Origin of the sequence: Azonexus hydrophilus (assembly GCF_905120355.1) — a bacterium.
GTDB lineage: Bacteria > Pseudomonadota > Gammaproteobacteria > Burkholderiales > Rhodocyclaceae > Azonexus.
The window spans coordinates 123,478-141,981 of the sequence record NZ_CAJHOB010000008.1; the positions used below are offsets into that span (position 1 = coordinate 123,478).

Consider the following 18,504-nt stretch of genomic DNA (forward strand, 5'->3'; position numbering starts at 1 on the left):
GGCGGGTCAATGACCCGCCCTGCTGCTTGCTTGATCCGTCTGTCAGTTCAGACTCATCTTGTCCGAAATGATGCGCGGGGTAATGAAGACCAGCAATTCCCGCCGTTTGGAATCTTCCTTGCGGTACTTGAACAACCAGCCGAGGGCCGGAATATCGCCCAGCAGCGGCACTTTCTCAACATTGCGCTGGGTATCGGTGATGAACACACCACCAATCACCACCGTGCCGCCGTTATCGACCACCACGTTGGTCTCGACGATGGAGCTCTTGATCGGCGGGTTGGCATAACCATTGAGCACGACCGCCTTGGTCCAGTCAGCCTCTTCCTTCTTGACGATCAGATTCATGCTCACCGTGCCTTCCGGCGTGATCTGCGGCACCACTTCCAGGGACAACTTGGCCGCCTTGAAGTTGACCGTCGCCGTGCTGGTCCCACCGGAGCTTTGCAACGTCACGTAGGGAATTTCCGTACCGTCTTCGATCTTCGCCTTGACATTGTTCGCCGTCACCACGCGTGGGCTGGAAACCACCTTACCCAAGCCATCTCCTTCCATCGCCGCGATTTCCAGGTTGAGAATGCGGGTGAGAGAGGAGTTGAATAGGGAAAGAGCTAGGTTGCCACCTTTAGCCGGCAGGGGAAGATTGGTTCCTGCCATTGCAGCCTGTGTCAGCAGCGTTGTCGGTTGAGTCACCCCAATATCAGTCACCTTGGACATATCAATCTGACTGGGAGAAAGCTTGCCACCCACAACACCCCAGTGAGAATTTCCAAGATTTGACGCACGCGAATTGGTCAACCCAAGTTTCGCTCCTATTTCTCGCTGGAAACTATCCTGCGCCTCAACAATCCGCGCCTCAATCAGCACTTGGCGCGCGCCAACATCAATAGTCTTGATAAAGGCACGAATTTCTTCCAGCTTGGTCGGAATATCCGAGACGAACAGGATGTTCGACTGCTTGTCCGCCACCGCACTGCCACGCTTGCTGAGAATGCGCTGGGAAGCGCTGCTCCCCGCTTCGGCCTCCGAAGCCCCACCGGGGCCAGCCAGCAAGGCGGCGACTTCACCCGCCTTCTGGTAATTGAGCGCAAACTGCTCGGTCTGCAACGGCTCCAGTTCGCGGATCTGCTGGCGCGATTCGAAATCGAGTTTTTCACGCGTCGCAATTTCATCGCGCGGGGCGATCATGATGATGTTGCCCTTCTTGCGCATGTCCAGCCCTTTTTGCTGGAAAATGATGTCGATCACCTGATCCGCCGGCACATCCTTCAGCACCAGGGTGGTCGTTCCGGTCACCGTTTCGCTGATCACTGCGTTCAGGCCCAGCTCCTCCGCCATCAGACGCAGCAGGGCGCGCACATCACCATTCTGGTAATTGATGCTGACACGCGGTCCCTGGTAGCCGATCTTGGTCCCTTGCACCAGCTTGTTCGGATCCTCGACGATCTGTTTGACTTCGACGATGAACTGGTTATCTGCCTGATAGGCATTGTGTTCCCAGGCGCCCTTGGGCGAAATCGTCAGGCGGGTGTTCTGCCCCACCGGCTTCGTTTCCACCGCCAGCACCGGGGTGGCGAAATCGGTCACGTCGAGCTTGCGCCGCAGGTTTTCCGGCAAGGTGGTCTTGATGAAATCGACTACCAGATTCGCACCTTGCTTACGGATGTCGATTGCAGTGCCCGGATCGCTCAGATCCACCACAACACGCCCTTCGCCATCCTTGCCACGGCGGAACACCAGATCACGCACCGCATGCCCGGTACTCAGCGGGTTGGCTTCCTGGAAGCGCTGGCTGCGCTCGGCAGCCACATCATTGACGCGTTCAATCGGCGTCAAGGTGACGTACAGCGAGTTGCCATCGACCCGGGTGTTGTAGTTCATCGAGCGTACCAGGTTGAGCACCACCCGGGTCTTGTCGCCGACCTGGACCACGTTCAGGCTGCGCAGATCACCTTCATTCACCTGTTGCGTGTTCTTACCCAGAGCGTTCACCGTACCCAGAAAATCAAGTGCCACCTTGGGCGGATTGGACACCGCAAAACTCGCCGGAGGAGACGCCATGTGTTTGTTGAGATCGATCTTGATGGCGATCTCGTTGCCGTTACGCGACGTATTGATGGCCTCGATTGCATTGGCGTTGGCACTTGCCGTGGCCTTGGCCTCCTCCGCCTGCGCGCCGGAAACCAGCGCGGCGCAACCCATCCAGGCTGCGACTGCATATTTAACCCATTTCATTGGCTACTCCCCTCCGTGGTCTGCAGGTGCAACGAACTCTGCCGTTCGGTCCATTCGCCCGCAGAATCCTGAATTAATTCACGTAATTTCACTTCATTTTCAGTGACTTGCGTCACCATCCCGAAATCCAGGCCGATATAGTCACCCACCTTGACCTGGCGGACGTTGTCTTCGTATTTGATGACGGCAAGCGGCTGATTATTGACAACCAGACGACCGATCATGGTCAAAGACTCCAGCGGATATTTCTCCAGCACGCTGTTACGCAGATCGCGCGCCTCGAAATCAGGCTGGAACTGACCGGCATTGCCGGCCCCCTGCCCGCGCCGCGAAGTCGGTTCGATCTTGCTACTCTGGAAAGGATCGACCTGATCTGCAACTTCGTAAGGAATCGGCTCGTAGGGTTTGACTTCGGGCAAGGGGTCGACCCGGCCGCGCAAATCACGACTGTTTTCTTCCATCCACAGCCGCAGGTCATCATGCTCGCCGCCAGCACAGGCTGCCAGCAGCAGGCTCATGATCAGGCCAAGGGCTGGCACAAGTGTTTTCTTCACTTTTTCGCCCCTTTCTTTTCATTCTGTTTCTGCTGTGCAACTTCCTCGTCATCAAGGTAACGGAAGGTTTTCACCGTGGCATCCAGCGTCAGGGCGCCGCCCTTGACTGGCGCAATGGCGATCCCGTTAAGGGTCACGATGCGTGGCAATTTGCCGATATCCGCAGCAAAGGCACCGATATCATGGTACGGCCCGTTGATTTTCACCGTGACAGGCAATTCCGCATAAAAATCCTTCGCCTGTTCGGCGGAGGGACGGAACAGCTCAAACTGCAGGCCACGCCCCAGGCCAGCCTGGTTGACCTCGATCAGCAGGGCCTCCATCTCGGATTTGTTCGGCAACTGCTTGAGTAGCGCACCAAAAGAACGGTCAATTTCGGCGAGTTGCTGCACATAGAGATCCAGATTCACCGCCTGCCGTTTCTTCACGAGGTACTGGTCTTTCAGGGTTTGTTCCTCGGTTTCAGCCGTCGTCAGGGTCGTCAGTTGCGCATCCCACAGGAACCACCAACCACCGACCAGCAGCAGCAAGAGGAAACCAATCAGGATGACGATTTTTGGAACCAGCGGCCAGGCGCCCGGATCATTTGGATTCAGGTGACGAAAGTCTTCAAGCACGGCCTGAATATCGATTTTCCCCAAAGTTTCCTTGAGCCCAGGAGATTTGTTACTCATTTTGCCTTCTCCCCGGTATTCTCGTCAGCAGCGGCTCGCGTCAAGCTGAAGCTCATGGAAAATTCGTTGACCCGCCGCCCATCCAGAACCACCGCCTTGGTTTCGATCAGTATCGGCTGCTCCAGCCACGGCGACGCCTCGAGATTACGCATCAGCGCGGAAACGCGCGCGTTCGATTGCGCATAACCCGCGATATTCACCTTGAGCCCGTCCTGCTTGAGCGATTTGAGATACACACCTTCCGGCACCTGTTGCGTCAATTCACTCAACAGATAGACGGTTTCGCCGCGATCACGCTGCAGATCTTCGATAACCTTTTTGCGCGCCAGCAGCGCGTTGGTTTTTTCCCGCAGTTGCTTGATTTCTTCCAGCTGCTTGTCCAGCACCGCAATTTCCTGCTTGAGGAAATCATTCTTTCGGTTCTGCTGCTCGATCTGCGTTTCGATCAGGGTGTAGACCGCGAAAATAATGACTGCCGCGAGCAATGCCACCAAGCCAAAAAGCACATAGAACTGCTCACGCCGGGCCTTTTTAGCCGCCTCACGGTGCGGCAACAGGTTGATCCGTATCATGCTGTATCAAACCTCCGCAAGGCCAGACCGCAGGCCACCATCAAAGCCGACGCATCGGTCAGCAGCGCACGGGCGCGTACCCGGTCGGACAGCACCATATTGGCAAATGGGTTCGCCACCAGAGTATCGAACTGGGTGCGGGTCGCCACCACTTCATCAACGCCGTGAATGGAAGCACAGCCACCGGCAAGCACGATGTGGTCAACCTTGCTGAACTGAGTGGACGTGAAGAAGAACTGCAGGGCACGAGAAACTTCAAGCGCCAGGTTCTCCATGAACGGCACCAGCAGTTCGGCCTCATAACCTTCCGGCAGATTGCCGGTGCGTTTGGCCGCTTCAGCTTCTTCCTGGTTCATGCCGTAATGGCGGGCAATATCCTGTGTCAGCTGGCCACCGCCAAAAGCCTGCTCACGGGCATACACCTGTTGTCCATTCTTCAGGACCGTCAGATGCATGGCGCTGGCGCCAATATCAACCAGGGCCACAATCTGATCCTTGCCACCATCGGGCAACTGCCGCTCGACCAGTTCAAAGGCAGCCAGCTTGGCCAGCGAATCAACATCCACCACCAGCACCTTCAGCCCGGAAGCTTCCGCTGCCGCCACCCGGTCTTCGACACGTTCTTTCTTGGAAGCTGCGATCAGCACTTCCACCTCGTCAGGCATCGACGGTGCGGGGCCGATGATCTGGTAATCGAGATTGACATCGTCCAGCGGAAAAGGAATGTACTGGTTGGCTTCGGTTTCCACCTGCACCTCCAGCTCTTCCTCGCGCAAGCCAGCCGCGACAATGATCTTCTTGGTGATCACGGCAGATGCCGGCAATGCCATGGCGACGTTGCGCGTGGATGTACCCAGGCGTTTCCACGCCCGCTTGATGGCATCAACTACCGCATCGAGATTAGTGATATTGCCGTCGGTGACGGAATCCTTCGGCAACACTTCAATGGCGTAGCGCTCGACGCGATAGCCATCTTTCCCATTGGCAGCAAGCTCGACGAATTTGACCGCGGACGAACTAATGTCCAGACCAAGCAGAGTGCGCGCCTTGGGATTTAAGAAAGCGGAGATATCGAAACCCACCACACCCCCAAAAAAATACTTATAGATTACGAGGTTAGAAACAAAAGCAATAATTCACTTGAGATGCTAACAGCAACTTTGAAGGACTGTAAAGCACTTTTGGGCCGCCCTGAAGCCCGGGCGTATAATTCGGCCACACTTTTCTTCCTGACGCCAGTCCAGTATGCCCTTCGCCCTGCGCATCCTCATCATTTATCCCCTGCTTGCCATTCTCGGTCTGGCCGCGGTTGCTGTTGCCATCGTCGCCATCATCATTGCGCTTGCCTACCCCAACCTGCCATCGCTGGGCGTACTGACCGACTATCATCCCAAGATTCCCATGCGAATTTACACCGCAGACGGTTTCCTGATGGGTGAATTTGGCGAAGAACGTCGTGCCGTCGTCGCCATTGATGCGGTCCCCACCGTGATGAAGCAGGCCATCCTGGCGGCAGAAGATGACCGCTTCTACCAGCACATTGGCATAGACTACATGGGCATCCTGCGCGCGGCAAGCGCCAATCTGCTGCGCGGTTCGAAAACACAGGGCGCCTCCACCATCACGCAGCAAGTGGCGCGCAACTTTTTCCTGACCACGGAGAAGACCTATACCCGCAAGCTCTACGAAGCACTGCTATCACTCAAGATCGAGAGCAGCTTGAGCAAGGACCAGATTCTGGAGCTTTACATCAACCAGATCTTCCTCGGCCAACGGGCTTACGGTTTTGCCGCTGCCGCCCAGATTTACTTCGGCAAACCGCTGGCACAAATTTCCATCGCTGAAGCAGCCATGCTGGCCGGGCTACCCAAAGCCCCCTCCGCCTATAACCCTATCGCCAACCCACGCCGGGCGAGAATTCGCCAAGAGTACGTGCTGCGACGCATGCGCGAGCTCAATTACATCAATTCGGCACAATATGAAGCGGCATTAAAAGAGCCCCTGATCATCAAGCGCGAGCTCTCGGAGTATGCCGTGCATGCAGAATATGCAGCTGAGATGGCCCGCCAGATCGCTGCCGACAGCTTTCCCGAGAACGCCTATACCGCAGGCATCAAGGTGTACACCACCCTGGTCAAGGCCGAACAGGAAGCCGCATACCAGGCTCTACGCAAAGGCGTTCTTGATTATGACCGGCGCAATGGCTACCGGGGCGCCGAAGCCTACCTTGACCTCAAAGACATCAACTCCGATCAGGACGAAGCCATCGATGTCCTGCTGCAAGACATCAGCGATGCCGGCGACCTGCGCCCAGCCCTGGTGCTGGCCGCCGACAGCAAGGAGATCCGCGCCTACATCAAGGGCGGCGAAAACATCACCCTGCGCGGAGACAGCCTGAAATTTGCGGCCCGCATGCTCGACAACCAGGCGCCGCCAAACAAGCGCCTACGCCGTGGCGCGATCATGCGCCTACTCAAGAACGATAAAGGAGAGTGGCAGATCAGCCAATTGCCCGAAGTTGAAGCCGCCTTTGTCGCCCTCTCGCCACAAGACGGAAGCATTCGCGCCCTGGTCGGTGGTTTTGACTTCAACCGCAACATGTTCAACCATGTCACGCAAGCCTGGCGGCAACCCGGTTCGAGTTTCAAACCCTTCATCTATTCCGCCGCCCTGGAAAAAGGTTTCCACCCTGGCAGCGTAGTGGCTGACGAACCATTGGTGGTTTCCGCGGGCGAAACCGGCTCGCAGGCCTGGGAGCCGAAAAACTACGACGGCAAGTACGATGGCCCGATGAGCATGCGCACCGGATTGATGAAATCGAAAAACATGGTTTCGATCCGTATCCTGCAGGCCATCGGTACCCGCTACGCGCAAGACTATGTCACCCGCTTCGGTTTCGACGCCGACAAACATCCGCCCTACCTGACCATGGCCCTGGGCGCCGGGTCGGTAACCGCCTGGCAGATGGCCGCTGCCAACGCCGTGTTCGCCAACGGTGGTTTCCGTATCACGCCGCATATCGTCAAGGAAATTCACGACAACAAGAACAAGGTAATCGCCAACAGCGCCGTGCCCAAGGCTGGCGACGAAAACATCCGCGCCATTGACCCGCGCAACGCTTGGCTGATGGACTCAATGCTGCGTGACGTCACCCTCTTCGGTACGGCAGCCCGCGCCTCGGCGCAGCTCAAACGACGCGATCTGGCAGGAAAAACGGGCACCACCAATGATTATTACGACGCCTGGTTCTGTGGCTACCAGGCCACGGTCGCCGGTTGCGCCTGGATGGGGTACGACCAGCCGAAAAAACTGGGCAGCCGGGAAACCGGCGGCGTCGCCGCATTGCCCATCTGGATCGCATACATGCAGACGGCTCTACGCGGCGTTCCAGAGCAGATCCCGAGCCCCCCCAGCGGCCTCACCGCACCACCGGGCGGTGACGGTCGCAGTCTGATGTACACCGAAAATCTACCGCTGCTGCACTCAGATGAGTCGCCGGCAGGCGAACCGGGGGCAGCCCTCCCGGAAGAACGCAAAGCCCCTGCGGCACAAGCCGTCGGCATCGTCCCTGCCAGCACCGCCGACCTGCCGAGCAGTTACGACCGGCACTGACGGTCAGGTCAGGCGCACCACTTCTCCGCTCTGCTGGGTCAGCAGAGCGGCAAGTTTCTGCAACAGCTCGGCGCCGTCGCGCGTATCGACCCACACGCCGTCCTGCAACCGAAAATGGAAACCGCCCGCGCGCGCGGCCACCCAGATTTCCCGATTAACCGCGTGCCGGTTGATGATCACCACGCTATCGTCCGGACAGGTGATTTCGAGATTTCCACCCGCCAGGCGTTCACAGTCGAGCGCCTCATGGTTTGCTTCCAGACTGCGTTCGATCCGGGCAAAAATCTGTTCGCTCAGATCGTTGAATTCACGTTCATCCATGCTGTGCTACCATCCTTTCCCGTTTTTTACCCTGCGGCTCCGCCGTTACCGTACCATGCTCCGTCTCGTCACCCTCTCACTGGCCCTGGGTCTCGCGGCCTGCGGCATGAAAGGCCCACTCGAGTTGCCCCACAGAGCGAGTGCGGCAACCACTGCCAAACCGGCAATTCAGGGCGGCGATGGTAGCACGCCCGCTTCCCCTTCCTCCTCCGCCAGCAAAGACACCCAACCATGACTGCCTTCACCCTGCAGAACGGCACATTGCATGCCGAATCCGTCGCCTTGACTCACGTTGCCGAACAATTCGGCACCCCGGCCTATGTTTATTCACGCAGCGCGCTCACTGCGGCACTGCAGGAATTTCACGACGTACTCAATGCGCATCCGGCAGGCGCGGGCGCACTGGTCTGTTTCGCCGTCAAAGCCAATTCCAATCTAGCCATCCTCAATCTGTTCGCACGCCAGGGTGCCGGTTTCGACATTGTCTCCGGCGGTGAACTTCAGCGCGTCCTGGCCGCCGGTGCCGACCCGCAAAAGATCGTGTTTTCCGGCGTCGGCAAGACCGCAGAGGAAATGCGCCAGGCCCTGGAAGCAGGCATCTTCTGCTTCAACATCGAATCCATCCCCGAGCTCGACCGCCTCAACGACATTGCCGGCGAACTGGGCAAGAAGGCTCCCGTCAGCCTGCGGGTCAACCCCAACGTCGATCCCAAAACCCACCCCTACATCTCGACCGGCCTGAAAGCGGCCAAATTCGGCGTGGCATACGATGATGCACTGGCGCTTTACCGGCGCGCAGCCGGCTTGGCGAACATCGCCGTGACCGGTATCGATTGCCACATCGGTTCGCAATTGCTTGACCCTTCGCCCTTCATCGAAGCCCTCGATCGCATCCTGGCCCTGGTCGACCAGCTGGCAGCTGAAGGCATCCGCATCCACCACGTAGACCTCGGTGGCGGCCTGGGCATCAAGTACCGCGCCGATCAGGTACAGCCGACGGTGGCAGCGTATCTCAACCCACTCCTCGACAAACTCAAGGGGCGCGGCCTCAAGGTGGTGCTTGAACCTGGCCGGCGCCTGGTCGGCAACGCGGGCCTGCTGCTGACCCGCATCGAATACCTGAAAGCTGGCGAGGAAAAGAACTTTGCCATCATCGATGCCGCCATGAACGACCTCATGCGCCCGGCGCTGTACGAAGCCTGGCACGACATCGTACCGGTCACACCACGCCCGGGCGTCACCCAGGACTATGACGTCGTCGGCCCCGTCTGCGAGACCGGTGACTTTCTCGGCCAGGCCCGTCCGCTCACGGTGCAGCCGGGCGATTTGCTAGCCGTCATGTCGGCCGGCGCGTACGGCATGGCAATGGCATCCAACTACAACACCCGCCCGCGCGCGGCAGAAATCATGGTCGATGGCACGCAAGTCCATCTGATCCGTGCCCGGGAAAGTGTCGAGCAGTTGTACGCCGGAGAAAAGCTGTTGCCCTGAAGCATGGGCATCCGTATCGACAAATGGCTCTGGGCTGCGCGCTTCTTCAAGACGCGCGGCCTTGCCTGCGATGCGGTGAGCGGCGGCAAGGTCAAGCTCAATGGCGCCGCCAGCAAACCGGCGCGGGAGATCAGGGTCGGTGACCGACTGACCATCCACAACGGCGATAACCGTTGGGAGATCAGCGTGCTTGCCCTCTCCGACCAGCGCGGTCCGGCCAGTACAGCGCGGCTGCTGTACGCGGAAAGCGCCGAGAGCATTGCCGCGCGCGAAGCTGCACAGATGTTGCGTAAGTTCAGCGCCGAACCCGCCGCCAACCGGCATGGCCGCCCAACTAAACGGGAGCGCCGCCAGCTGGACGACCTGGGCTAGGCGTTTCCGTCGGGATCATGCAGCAGCCCGCTGCGACCTTGATCCGGCACGCTTACCCCGATTGATTGACGATGTAGCTCCGCGTCGCATGTACGCCGTCGATCCGAAAAGTGCGCAGAACACCACTACGCTCCAGATCCTTGATGACGCGTGAGATGGTTTCGATACGCAGGTCGGTAATCTCGGCAATATCCTGCCGAGTCGGCAAGATCAGCCGCCCGCTCCGCTCTGCGAGCAGACGGATCAGACCCAGCACACGCTCGACAGCCTGACCGCCACGCAAGGTCAGTAAGTCCGCTGCACGCCTGTGGGCCTGCGCCAGGGAGGCCAGCATGGACTCAGCGGGAGCAAGCGTCCCCGCCGCCTCTGGCCAGGAGATCAGCTCGCACTGCGTCAAGGCCGACGCGGTAAACGTATAGGCCCCGAGCAACAGCGTCTCACACCCGAGAATGTCTCCGCCGATGGCCAGACTGGCAAACCGTCGCTGCCCCATCGCATCGACCATATCAAGACGCACCGCACCACGCCGGACGCGCCACGCCGGCCCCGCTTCACCCGCCCGGAAAACCGTTTCACCGAAATTCAACGTCCGCACTCATTCCACCCTGAAACACGACCTGACGGCCATAGGCCAGCGCCTGGCCCACCTTCTATATGCATCATTCCTGATAGTACAAAAAATACCGATGCCCCCTGTGCGGCAAATTGTCGCGCGACAATTTGCCTAATTCCACGCAATGTCATTCGCAACTACGATGCCGCAGCTTTCACGATTTATCACCTAGATCAACTGCGGCGAATTCCGGCGCAGTTTGCATCCCGGAGGAAAACCATGTCACCCCTATTGATTCGCATCTGTGCCATCGTCCTGATCTCACTCACCACACTCGGGGCACAAGCCGCCTCCGTAGACGTTGATCTGCGCCTGGCGGCACAACTGCACAGAACGGGCGAAACCCGTCAGGCCATCGCCATCTGGGAGCGCTGGGCAGACCAGGGCGACACGGATGCGGCCTACAACCTTGCCCTCATCCATCATCATGCCGATGGCGTTGCCCTTGACCTGGCCACCGCGATGCGCTGGTATCGCGTGGCAGCAGAGCGGGGCGACAAAGTTTCCCAGATTCAGATCGGACTGATGTATCAGCTTGGCCAAGGCGTAGAGGCCGATGCAGAAGAGGCACACCGCTGGTTCACCATGCACCGGAAGCACCACTTTCACCACGCAAACAGCCCGCAGATGCTGGCCTGGCGCCAGCAGGCACTCGCGTTGATCGAGCAGAGTGAACTGCAGGAGCAACGGCTCCTGGCACAAAAAAACAGTACGCAAATCATCGCCGAACTACGGCAGCGTGCCCAGCCACAGCCGGCTTTCCATACCGAACACCTCGCCGCAAGTAGCCACTAAAAAAATTGCCCCCCAGCTCCGGCAGAAAACTACAACACCAGGGCAAGTGCCAGCGGCAGGAAGAACAGCGCCGCCAGATTGCCGATCAGCACGATCGAGGCCACCCGCTGCGGCTCCTGCCGGTAACGCTCTGCGAACAGGAAATTGAGTACCGCTGGCGGCAGCGCACCAAACACCAGCAGCATCGCGGCATCTCGCCCCTCCAGACCGAGCAGGTGAATGATGCCCCAGGCGATCACCATGCCAGCAAGCGGACGTAGCACGGCACTAGCGGTCGCAAGTTGCCAGTCGTTAAGTGTGAAGCCGGTCATACGCACGCCGAGCGCAAACAGCATCAGCGGTACGGAAATATCGCCCAGCATCTTGATGCCGATCAGGAGCGGCGCCCACAGCGTAATTTTCAAGGTCGCCACCAGCAACCCAGCAATGGCGGCGAACACGACGGGAATGCGCCACAGCATAAGCAGGCGCGCCTGCGGGTCAAGCCAGCGCGCACCCAAAGTGAAATGCAGGGTGTTTTCCACCATGAACAGGATCACCGCCGCTGGCATTGCTGCCTCCCCCCAGGCCAGCAATGCCAGCGGCAGCCCGATGTTGCCGGAATTGTTGAATAGCATTGGCGGCACCAGGGTTTTTGCCGGCACACCGCACAGGCGGGCAAATGGCCAGGCCAGCAGCCCACAGCTCACCAGCAGCAGGAACGCGCCCAGGGCAAGCGGCGCATAGGCCGCCAGATCAAAGGACTTGCCCGCCATGGCGGCAAAGACCAGGGCGGGCACGAACACATCCATGTTCAAGCGGTTGGCCACCGCCATTTCCGGCTTGTGCCGACGACCGTAAAAATAACCAGCAGCAACAATCCCGAAAATAGGAAAGAGGACCGCCAGCAGGCGCAGCGTCAGGCTATCGTCAGCCATGTCGCGGACCCCGCCTGGCATGCCGCAAAGGCATGACACTCGGCTGCAGCAAGATCACAGCACGTAGCGCGACAGATCCTCGTCAGCGGCAACCTCGCCCAGCTTGTCATTCACATAGGCGGCGTTGACCACCAGTTCCGTCGCACCGCCACAACCGGCGGTGAAGGAAACTTCCTCCAGCAGCCTTTCCAGTACCGTATGCAGACGCCGCGCACCGATGTTTTCGGTCTTCTCATTCACCTGGTAGGCGATTTCGGCCAGACGACGAATGCCGTCAGCGGCAAAATCGACCTGCACTCCTTCGGTCGCCAGCAACGCCTGGTACTGCTTGGTCAGACAGGCATCGGTCTGGATCAGGATGCGCTCGAAATCGGCAACAGACAACGACTCGAGTTCGACCCGGATGGGAAAACGACCCTGCAGCTCTGGAATCAGATCGGAGGGCTTGGCGAGATGGAAGGCGCCGGAGGCGATGAACAGAATGTGATCGGTACGGATCATGCCGTACTTGGTCGACACCGTCGTCCCCTCGACCAGCGGCAGCAGGTCGCGCTGAACGCCCTGACGGGAAACATCAGCCCCCTGCACATCGGCACGGCTGGCCACCTTGTCGATTTCGTCGAGAAAGACGATGCCGTTCTGCTCGACCGCACGCACCGCAGCCAGCTTGATTTCCTCGTCGTTGACCAGTTTGGCGGCTTCCTCATCGGTCAACAACTTGAAAGCTTCCTTGATTTTCAGCTTGCGGGTCTTTTTCTTGCCACTGCCCAGATTCTGGAACATGCCCTGAATTTGCTGCGTCAGTTCTTCCATCCCCGGCGGCGCAAAAATTTCTGCCTGCATGCCCGGCATGTTTACTTCAACATCGATTTCCTTATCGTCCAGCTCACCTTCACGCAATTTTTTACGGAATTTCTGACGAGTCGCGTTATCGGCATTGGCAGCACTATCGTCGGCATAAAAACCGGGACTGCGTGCCGGCGGCAGCAGTGCATCCAGCACCCGCTCTTCTGCGGCATCCTCGGCGCGGTGACGATTGGCCTGCATCGCCCGTTCCCGCTGTTTTTTCACCGCCATTTCCACGAGATCGCGAATGATCGTTTCCACATCGCGGCCGACATAGCCCACTTCGGTGAACTTGGTTGCTTCGACCTTGATGAAGGGGGCGTCCGCCAGTCGTGCCAGACGGCGGGCAATCTCCGTTTTGCCGACACCGGTAGGGCCGATCATCAGGATGTTCTTTGGCGTGATCTCCTGGCGCAGCGGCTCTGCCACCTGGCTACGCCGCCAGCGGTTCCTGAGCGCGATGGCTACGGCCTTCTTCGCCTTGTCCTGGCCAACGATGTGCTTGTCCAGTTCGGACACGATTTCTTTCGGAGTCATCGTGGCACCACTCATTCCAGCGTCTCCAGGGTGAAATTGCGGTTGGTGTAGATACACAAATCACCGGCAATCTCCAGCGATTTGGTCACGATTTCAAGGGGGCTGAGGTCGGTGTTTTCCAATAGCGCGCGCGCCGCGCTCTGGGCGTAGGCACCACCGGAACCAATGGCGACGATCCCGTATTCCGGCTCCAGCACATCGCCGTTACCCGTGATGACCAGTGAAGACTCACTATCAGCCACCGACAGCATCGCCTCAAGGCGGCGCAGGGCACGATCGGTCCGCCAGTCCTTGGCCAGTTCAACTGCCGAGCGCACCAGATTGCCCTGGTGCTTCTCAAGCTTGGCTTCAAACCGCTCGAACAAGGTAAATGCATCGGCCGTACCACCGGCAAAACCAGCCAGGATACGACCCTGATAAAGACGCCGCACTTTTTTTGCGGTGCCCTTGATGACGATGTTACCCAGCGTAACCTGACCATCTCCGCCCATGGCGACCGAACGGCCGCGGCGAACCGAGAGAATGGTCGTACCGTGATATTGCTCCATGATTTCTTCGCGTCAGGTGAAATGTGAAGTGGCGCACCGCTGCGGGCACGCCACCGAAGCGTGCCCGCAGCACGTTCAGGATTTGGGAACGATGATGCGAGCATGCTTGTTCAGCCCGACCACCGCCATCAACTCGGCCACCAGATGGTTGGGGCTGCGAATGACAACATCCTTGCCCTTCGCCTTGAATGGCGCAAGGCGGTTGACCAGTTGCCCGGCCGAATAAAAATCGAGACGCGGCACAGCGGAAAAATCAATGACGGGCTGCGCCTGTTGCTCGATGATCTCCTGCAATTCGTTGAACCGCTGGTTGCGCAAAGGGCCCGCAAGATAAATGGCCTCATCAGGCGGTACTGCTGAAGCGGTGTCCTCCGACTGCTCTACCACCGGCAATTCTTCCCAGGAAGGAGGCGAACGCTCAAAGGTCACTGCGTAATCGACCGCGCGCTCTTCGAAATGCGCCTGCGTACCTTGTCGCTGCAACAGCTCCAGCAGCAACCGCCAGGCCGATTCACGCTCACGAACGCCCGCCTGCAAGCGCTCATCCAGACGTTTGATGAAGCCTTCGACGCCTGCCAGGTGGCTGACCTTGCCAAGGCGACGGGCGGCAATCAGCATATCGGCCAGCATGCCAGCAATCTGTTCGTCACAGCCCGCGAGCTTGCTGCAATCTATCCGCAACTCACCCGCCTTGCCAAGCATCGCACCCAGTTGCTGCAACGTACTGCGATGCTCATCGGTTAACACGCCCTGCAGCACAAAAACCTGCGCCCCACTCCCGGTGGCGGTCGGAGCCTGAGTTTCATAGGTCCGCCAGGCCGGCGGCGACATTTCGAATTGCTGCGCAAATTCGACACTACGCCGCTCGAACGCCGCCTGCTCCCCCTGCACCTGCAGCAAGTCGAACAACAGACGCCATAACCGCACGCCGTCACTGCCAGAGTACGCTGACAGCAGACTCTCCAGAACGCTACGTGCAGCCGCATCCTGATCATTGGCAAACAGGACCACCACCTGCTCGACATCAGCCTGCAGCGGCGGCACATCCTGGTCAATGTCAATCGCCATGACGCTCGATTCGGTGAATTCAGCCTCGAATTCATCGATGGCGCTCAAAGCCAGCGGGGCTTTCGCCGCAGGCGGGACGGTCGATTTGTCAGTAACGAAATCCAGGTCAGGCAAAGGCTCGCTCAGTTTTGCTGGCGCCGGCGCTTCATCCTGCTTGATCTTCATCTCCGGCAAGGGCATGCGCGGCCGAGCCGAGGTCGGCTCCGGCATTTTCTGAGGCGGTTTTTTGAAGAAAGAGAAAACCATGACGACTCCGCGTGGGGAAGGTCAGTTTTAGCATGCCCAGCCGCTTCTAGCAACGATTTGCCAGAGGTTTGCAGAATCTTACACGTCCGCAATAATCACCCGGTTGCAACAACGACGGGCAAAAAAAATCCTCGCGCAGTGCACACGAGGACTTCTCCCACCAGCTTGACGCAAGCCTTGCGGCCAGCTTGCCGGAACTGCTTAGTTGCCCAGCGTCTTGCGGTTGCGCTGATGGCACTCGACCGCATACATGGTCTTGAAACTGGTCTTGCCATCGCCTTTGAACAGGCGCTTGACGGTTTTGGAAACGCAGCGGCGCTCCAGGATGTTACGACGGGTGCGGTTGATCGCCATGAAAAACTCCGGTATGCGGAAAAAAACAAAAGGGAGATTATGCGGCCCCACCCGGCCCGGGTCAATGGCCTGCATGCACTTTCCCCACCATTTCAACGCTTTGCCCGGGGATGCGCGCGATCATAGACGCTGGCCAGATGCTGAAAGTCAAGATGGGTGTACACCTGCGTCGACGCAATGCTGGCGTGCCCCAGCATTTCCTGCACCGCCCGCAGATCCCCGGAAGACTGCAGCACATGCGAAGCAAACGAATGTCGCAACATATGCGGATGAACGTGCTGCGCCAGCCCCTGCCGGCGCCCTCGCTCGGCCAGACGACGCTGGATGCTGCGCACGCCCAAGCGCCTTCCCTGCTGGTTGACGAACAGCGCCTCTTCTTCTGGCGCAGCCAGCCGAGGCCGATAATTCAGCCAGGCCGCCAGCGCTGCGCGCGCCGGACTCCCCACTGGCACCAGGCGTAGTTTGTTGCGTTTCCCGAGCACCCGCACCTCACCCTCGACGAGCACCCCTTCCACGGCAGCCAGGTCCAGGCCGGCCAGCTCGGAAAGACGCAAGCCCGAGGAATAAAACAGTTCAAACATAGCGGTATCGCGGGCGCCCAAAGCCTCGTTCTCATCCTCGGCAGGCGTCAGCAGGGCGGCGCTTTCATCCACCGATAAAGCGCGCGGCAAGCGCCGGGGCGATTTTGGCGGCCTGATGCCGAGACAGGGATTGCAACTGATCAGGGCCGCCTCACCCAGCCAGGCAAAAAACCCCCGCCAGGCTGACAACAGACGGCCCAGCGTGCGGCCGGACAAACCTTCGCCGTGCAACTGGGCAACACAACGGCGGATATCCTGCGCCTGCACCTGCGCCAGCGCACGACCTGCCAGCACCTGCTCGAGGCGGAGCAGGTCGCGCCGGTAATTGCTCAGGGTGTGCGGCGAAAGACGCCGCTGAGCGGCCAGAAAGTCGAGATAAGCGGCCAGGGCTGTCGCCATGCCGGACGCATCGCGCACGTTCACAACGCGCTCTTGGTCACCCGCGCCAGCGCCGCCGAAACCATTTCACCGATACGCTCCAGGTAGAGCGTGCCCATGTCAGCGTAGAACCGCTGCGCCTCTTCACTTCCCAGCGCCACCAGGCCGATGGTGCCGCCCCCGTTGCGCAAGGCGATCAGCGCTTGCGAACGGATATGCGGCGCGGCTTCCCCAAACCAGGAAGCCGTACCAAAACCGGCAGTGGAACCACAATAGGGGCGCGCCAGTGTTTCCGCAAACACCTGCAACTCTTCACTGACAGCGGCAAATTCCGGCAGATCGGAAACCTCTTCCGGCTTGTGCCACAGGCGCAACGCCACATGCGGCACGGAAAAATCATCGCGCAGATGGAAATTCAGCAGATGGATCACCGCCTGAAAAGTTTCGGCGGCAATCAGGCCCACCGCCAGTCGGTGCACCTTTTCCGAGATCTGATCGTTTTCCTCGCCAAAGGCAATCAGTTCGGCAAGCTTGCTTTCGCTGGCTCGATTTTTCTCGCGCAACGTCAGCATCTGCCGCTCGACCAGCGAAATCGTCCGCCCACCATGCGGGTGCGGCACAAAAATCTGCGCCATCAGGTCAGCATATTGCTCAAAAAAGCTGGGGTTGTTCTTCAAATAATCGGCAATGTCGTCCGGAAACATGTTCTCGTTCCTCTCTGGAAAAGGCGCACAAAGCGCGGCCATTCAATGCAAAAAAGAATAGCAGAGACAGGGATTTATCTCAATTTTCTAAAGCAGTTTCTCGAGAACGACTCAGCTTTGCGGCGGCGCTTCTGCACCACGCGGACGCTTGTAGCGGTTATAGCCCCACAGATATTGTGCCGGGCACTGACGCACCAATGCTTCCACCGCATGGTTGATCTGCTGCGCGCGTTCTTGCGTCGTACCGCTCAACGGCGGCGTCAGCGGTTGAAAGTGAATGCGGTAGCCGCGCCCCTGCGGCAAACGCTCGCCCCAGGTCAGCAGGGTGGTGGCGCCGGTTTCACTCAGCCGCGCCGCCAGTGTCATGGTGTACGCCGGACGACCAAAGAAGTCCAGCCACACCCCTTCCCCCGTTTTGGGCGCCTGATCCGGCAGCATGCCCACCATCTGTCCTTTCTTCAGCGCCTTGATCAGCGCCCGCACACCGGACAGATCGGCCGGCGCCAGATGCAGCCGCGCCCGTTTGCGACCGGTCTGGATCAGCTCCTGCGCCGCTGCCGACTTGGGCGGCCGGTAGAGCACGGTGATATCGCCAAAGGAGGAAAGATACTGTGCCGTGATTTCAAAACACCCCAGATGCGGCGTCAGGAACAGCACGCCCCGCCCCTCTGCCAGTGCCGCATCAAGACAATCCCGCCCCACCACTTCCACCACCAGGGCATTGGCTTCTTCCAGCGGGCGCAGCCAGATACGCGCAAGCTCCAGCATCTGCTTGCCGCTTTCCGCCGCCACAGCCCCACGCAGGGCAGGATCTATACCTGCTTGCGCCAGGTTTTCCCGCACATGCCGCCGGTATGTCGGTGAAAGCAGGTAAATCAGTCGCCCGAGCAACGCGCCCAGTGCGTGCACGGCACGCAGGGGCAGGCGGGAGAGAATACGAAAAATAAAAACCATGGCATTCACAGGGTTGCGTCGGGTGAAAAAATGCCTATCATTATCGGATCGCCGAGTTAATCAGACAACTTGCGGGGCGAGGGCGAGAGCCCGTAAATACCGCTAAAGCGTCGCCCGCTCGTGGTCCGGAGC

At 59.2% G+C, this 18,504-nt stretch carries 20 protein-coding genes; 5 read left to right on the forward strand and 15 right to left on the reverse strand.

Features of this window, described 5'->3' with window-relative positions; translation table 11 throughout:
* Positions 1-42 precede the first annotated feature (42 nt).
* The 5 genes from pilQ to JYJ39_RS08230 are packed head-to-tail and all read right to left on the reverse strand — an operon-like array spanning position 43 to position 5,117.
* Positions 43-2,235 carry a type IV pilus secretin family protein gene (gene pilQ, locus JYJ39_RS08210; RefSeq protein WP_205203528.1) on the reverse strand — a complete coding sequence of 731 codons (2,193 nt, stop codon included), beginning with the start codon at positions 2,233-2,235 and terminating at the stop codon, positions 43-45.
* The gene (locus tag JYJ39_RS08215) at positions 2,232-2,789 is read right to left on the reverse strand and encodes a pilus assembly protein PilP (RefSeq protein ID WP_205203529.1); all 558 of its coding nucleotides are present in this window, start codon (positions 2,787-2,789) and stop codon (positions 2,232-2,234) included. Before JYJ39_RS08215 ends, pilQ begins: the two co-directional genes overlap by 4 nt.
* Entirely contained in the window at positions 2,786-3,463 is a 678-nt protein-coding gene (locus JYJ39_RS08220; RefSeq protein ID WP_205203530.1) for a type 4a pilus biogenesis protein PilO, read from the reverse strand. Before JYJ39_RS08220 ends, JYJ39_RS08215 begins: the two co-directional genes overlap by 4 nt.
* Complete coding sequence (locus JYJ39_RS08225; RefSeq protein ID WP_205203531.1) at positions 3,460-4,035, reverse strand: PilN domain-containing protein; 576 nt, start codon at positions 4,033-4,035, stop codon at positions 3,460-3,462. The genes JYJ39_RS08220 and JYJ39_RS08225 overlap by 4 nt, the downstream gene beginning before the upstream one ends.
* Complete coding sequence (locus JYJ39_RS08230) at positions 4,032-5,117, reverse strand: pilus assembly protein PilM (RefSeq protein ID WP_205203533.1); 1,086 nt, start codon at positions 5,115-5,117, stop codon at positions 4,032-4,034. The genes JYJ39_RS08225 and JYJ39_RS08230 overlap by 4 nt, the downstream gene beginning before the upstream one ends.
* Before the next feature lie 163 nt (positions 5,118-5,280).
* Between JYJ39_RS08230 and JYJ39_RS08235 the strand changes: the two genes are divergently transcribed.
* Positions 5,281-7,647 (forward strand): penicillin-binding protein 1A, encoded by a 2,367-nt coding sequence (locus tag JYJ39_RS08235; RefSeq protein ID WP_205203535.1) that lies wholly within the window; start codon positions 5,281-5,283, stop codon positions 7,645-7,647.
* Between the two features lie 3 nt (positions 7,648-7,650).
* Here the strand turns inward: JYJ39_RS08235 and cyaY are convergent, their stop codons facing one another.
* Positions 7,651-7,968, reverse strand: a complete 318-nt coding sequence (gene cyaY / locus JYJ39_RS08240; protein WP_205203537.1) for an iron donor protein CyaY — start codon at positions 7,966-7,968, stop codon at positions 7,651-7,653.
* 55 nt (positions 7,969-8,023) lie between these two features.
* On the opposite strand from cyaY, the gene lptM reads away from it, so the two are divergent.
* From lptM to JYJ39_RS08250, 3 genes are read left to right on the forward strand one after another with little or no spacing between them, the layout of a single operon-like run.
* On the forward strand, positions 8,024-8,203 hold the full coding sequence (gene lptM, locus JYJ39_RS14190) for an LPS translocon maturation chaperone LptM (RefSeq protein ID WP_430622470.1): 180 nt from the start codon (positions 8,024-8,026) through the stop codon (positions 8,201-8,203).
* Entirely contained in the window at positions 8,200-9,459 is a 1,260-nt protein-coding gene (gene lysA, locus JYJ39_RS08245; RefSeq protein ID WP_205203539.1) for a diaminopimelate decarboxylase, read from the forward strand. Before lptM ends, lysA begins: the two co-directional genes overlap by 4 nt.
* A gap of 3 nt (positions 9,460-9,462) precedes the next feature.
* Complete coding sequence (locus tag JYJ39_RS08250; RefSeq protein ID WP_205203540.1) at positions 9,463-9,831, forward strand: RNA-binding S4 domain-containing protein; 369 nt, start codon at positions 9,463-9,465, stop codon at positions 9,829-9,831.
* A 52-nt stretch (positions 9,832-9,883) separates the two neighbouring features.
* Here JYJ39_RS08250 and JYJ39_RS08255 read toward each other — a convergent pair whose 3' ends face one another.
* Positions 9,884-10,417, reverse strand: a complete 534-nt coding sequence (locus tag JYJ39_RS08255; RefSeq protein WP_205203541.1) for a Crp/Fnr family transcriptional regulator — start codon at positions 10,415-10,417, stop codon at positions 9,884-9,886.
* A gap of 246 nt (positions 10,418-10,663) precedes the next feature.
* Here JYJ39_RS08255 and JYJ39_RS08260 point away from each other — a divergent pair, with 246 nt between their 5' ends.
* Positions 10,664-11,239, forward strand: a complete 576-nt coding sequence (locus JYJ39_RS08260) for a tetratricopeptide repeat protein (RefSeq protein WP_205203542.1) — start codon at positions 10,664-10,666, stop codon at positions 11,237-11,239.
* Positions 11,240-11,268: 29 nt separating this feature from the next.
* Here the strand turns inward: JYJ39_RS08260 and JYJ39_RS08265 are convergent, their stop codons facing one another.
* From JYJ39_RS08265 to JYJ39_RS08300, 8 genes are all read right to left on the reverse strand, one after another.
* Positions 11,269-12,156, reverse strand: coding sequence for an AEC family transporter (locus JYJ39_RS08265; RefSeq protein ID WP_240189599.1), 888 nt, complete (start codon positions 12,154-12,156; stop codon positions 11,269-11,271).
* Between the two features lie 54 nt (positions 12,157-12,210).
* A complete protein-coding gene (hslU, locus tag JYJ39_RS08270) occupies positions 12,211-13,554 on the reverse strand; it encodes an ATP-dependent protease ATPase subunit HslU (protein WP_430622471.1) in 1,344 nt (447 codons plus the stop codon).
* A complete protein-coding gene (gene hslV, locus JYJ39_RS08275) occupies positions 13,551-14,087 on the reverse strand; it encodes an ATP-dependent protease subunit HslV (protein WP_205203543.1) in 537 nt (178 codons plus the stop codon). The genes hslU and hslV overlap by 4 nt, the downstream gene beginning before the upstream one ends.
* A gap of 75 nt (positions 14,088-14,162) precedes the next feature.
* Positions 14,163-15,401, reverse strand: coding sequence for an STAS domain-containing protein (locus JYJ39_RS08280; RefSeq protein WP_205203544.1), 1,239 nt, complete (start codon positions 15,399-15,401; stop codon positions 14,163-14,165).
* Positions 15,402-15,602: 201 nt separating this feature from the next.
* Entirely contained in the window at positions 15,603-15,755 is a 153-nt protein-coding gene (locus tag JYJ39_RS08285) for a hypothetical protein (RefSeq protein ID WP_205203545.1), read from the reverse strand.
* A 92-nt stretch (positions 15,756-15,847) separates the two neighbouring features.
* On the reverse strand, positions 15,848-16,735 hold the full coding sequence (gene xerC / locus JYJ39_RS08290) for a tyrosine recombinase XerC (protein ID WP_205203607.1): 888 nt from the start codon (positions 16,733-16,735) through the stop codon (positions 15,848-15,850).
* A 20-nt stretch (positions 16,736-16,755) separates the two neighbouring features.
* Positions 16,756-17,418 carry a DUF484 family protein gene (locus JYJ39_RS08295; protein ID WP_205203546.1) on the reverse strand — a complete coding sequence of 221 codons (663 nt, stop codon included), beginning with the start codon at positions 17,416-17,418 and terminating at the stop codon, positions 16,756-16,758.
* Positions 17,419-17,529: 111 nt separating this feature from the next.
* Positions 17,530-18,372: a lysophospholipid acyltransferase family protein gene (locus JYJ39_RS08300; RefSeq protein WP_205203548.1), complete on the reverse strand. Its 843-nt coding sequence runs from the start codon at positions 18,370-18,372 to the stop codon at positions 17,530-17,532.
* Positions 18,373-18,504 lie beyond the last annotated feature (132 nt).